The 2217-nt window shown below is 71.8% G+C and carries 3 protein-coding genes; 1 reads left to right on the top strand and 2 read right to left on the bottom strand.

The features are described 5' to 3' along the window. A partial coding sequence (locus A5714_RS07485) for a YbhN family protein (protein WP_197513598.1) occupies window positions 1-599 on the bottom strand: 599 nt, incomplete at its 3' end. Between the two features lie 191 nt (window positions 600-790). On the opposite strand from A5714_RS07485, the gene A5714_RS07490 reads away from it, so the two are divergent. Beyond that, a complete protein-coding gene (locus A5714_RS07490; protein ID WP_068073824.1) occupies window positions 791-1930 on the top strand; it encodes an AI-2E family transporter in 1140 nt (379 codons plus the stop codon). A 15-nt stretch (window positions 1931-1945) separates the two neighbouring features. Here A5714_RS07490 and A5714_RS26500 read toward each other — a convergent pair. Further along, window positions 1946-2217, bottom strand: a 272-nt coding sequence (locus A5714_RS26500) for a hypothetical protein (RefSeq protein ID WP_231975828.1), incomplete at its 5' end; no start/stop codon positions are given.

Genomic DNA, 2217 nt, shown 5'->3' on the forward strand with positions numbered 1-2217 from the left:
CAGCCGATCCCGTCGATCAGCTCGGGCCGCGACGCCACCGCCTGCGCGAGCAGCAGCAGCGCGACGAAGCCGCCCAGGGTGAACAGCAGCGAGAACGGATTGTTCTTGGCGCCCAGGAAGAACGCCCCGCCCAGGCCGAGCAGCGCCAGACCCACCGCCTGCAGCACCCCCGACATCACCAGCTGCCAGGACGCCACCACCGTCGACGCGCCCCACATCCTTTGCTGACGCAGCAGGAAGGTGGCCGAGAGCACCGGCCCGCCGGGCAGGGTGGTGCTCAGCGAGTTGGCGGCGTAGAACGCCGCCTCGGAACGCAGCTGCTTGACGTGCACGCCGGCCGAGCGCAACAGCGTGCGCTGGATCTGGGCGAAGCTGTGCATCGACGCGGCCGACGCCGCGACGGACGCCAGCAACCACCACCAGTTGGCCTCGTAGAGGCTGGTCCAGGCCTTGGCGAGTTGGCGCCAGCCCAGCGCGACTTCGACCGCGAGGACGAGCGCGACGACGCCGAGGACCACCCAGCGCAGCCACCAGTACTTGCCGCGGGAGGTTTCCTCACGCGGCAAGTGCAGATTGCGGGCGGGCGCGTCGTGCGACACGTGAATTAGGGTAACGGTGCAGGTGGCGGGGGCCGTGCCGCGCAGCGCCCGCCGTGTCGCCGTCGTAACCGGATCGTGCCGACGACGTTGGTCGGCAAACCGGTCCGCGGCCCCGTCCGCCCCGGAAATCCGCTGTCGGGGGCGCGGTTTGGGCAGGTTTGGCGGGGCCGCCTGGCGGATAGGCTTGCCGCATGCCGGCAAACACCGACGACGCCTCGGTCGAACCCCTTGTCCGTAAGACCGCCGCCTGGTCCTGGCGTTTGCTGGTGATCCTGGCCGCTGCCCTGTCCGTGCTGTGGGTGGTCGAGCAGCTGGAAGTCATCGTCGTCCCGGTGCTGGTGGCGCTGCTGCTGTCCGCGCTTTTGGTGCCGGTGGTCGACTGGCTGGACAAGCACGCGCTGCCGCGCGGCGGCGCGGTGGCGTTGGTCCTGCTGGGCGGTTTCGGGCTGCTGGGCGGCATCTTGGCGTTCGTGGTGCTGCAGTTCATCGACGGCATCCCGGGGCTCACCGAACAGGTGACCCGCAGCATCGAGTCCACGCGGCGGTGGCTCATCCACGGGCCGGCGCACCTACGCAACGAGCAGATCGACAGCGCGGGCAACGCCGCGATCGAGGCGCTGCGCAACAATCAGGCCAAGCTGACCAGCGGTGCGCTGTCCACGGCGGCGACCGTCACCGAGCTGGTCACCGCGGCGGTGCTGGTGCTGTTCACGCTGATCTTTTTCCTCTACGGCGGCCGCAACATCTGGCAGTACGTCATGAAGATCTTCCCGTCCGGCGTCCGCGGCAGGGTCCACCAAGCCGGCGTCGCCGGGTACGGGTCGCTGATCGGCTACGTGCGGGCCACCTTCCTGGTGGCGCTGACCGACGCCGCCGGGGTGGGCACCGGGCTGGCGATCATGGGCATCCCGCTCGCGCTGCCCCTGGCCTCGCTGGTGTTCCTCGGCGCGTTCATCCCGCTGGTCGGCGCCGTGGTCGCCGGGTTCCTGGCCGTCGTCGTCGCCCTGCTGGCCAAGGGCATCGTCTACGCGCTGATCACGCTGGGCCTGCTCGTCGCCGTCAACCAGCTCGAGGCGCACATCTTGCAGCCGCTGGTGATGGGCCGCGCGGTGTCGATCCACCCGCTCGGGGTGGTGCTGGCCATCTCGACCGGCGGCGTGCTGGCGGGAATCGTCGGCGCCCTGCTGGCCGTGCCGACGGTCGCGTTCCTCAACAACGCGATCCAGGTGCTGCTGGCGCCCGACCCGGCCGCGGAGGCCGAGAAGCAGGACGAGCCGGAGGAGACCGGCGCGATCCTGCAGGCCGAGCCGGACGATCCCGACGACGGCTGAGCGGCGCGCCGCGGGCTAGAGCCGGCCCTCGCGGCGCAGCAGGTCCTGCGCGGAGAGCCCGCCGCCGGTGCGGCGCCGCTGCCGGGCTGCGTCGCCGTTGTCGCCGTGGGCCGTCAGCTTCTCCGTCGCCGGGTCCGCCTCGTCCTCGGGCCGCGCGGCGGGCAGGGCGGTCGTCGGCTCGGCTGCGTCGTCGGCGTCGCTGCTGGGGACCGGGATGGCCCGGGTCTGCCCGGCGGCGTCGGTCAGCGCCACCAGGAAGGTGGCCCGCACGTAGCCGATCAGCGACC

It is taken from the genome of Mycobacterium sp. E2462 (assembly GCF_001672685.1).
Classification (GTDB): domain Bacteria; phylum Actinomycetota; class Actinomycetes; order Mycobacteriales; family Mycobacteriaceae; genus Mycobacterium.

What these genes read in the sequence shown, in the direction of transcription:
- A5714_RS07490 (WP_068073824.1), top strand. Translation starts at nt 791, where the DNA reads ATGCCGGCAAACACCGACGACGCCTCGGTCGAACCCCTTGTCCGTAAG.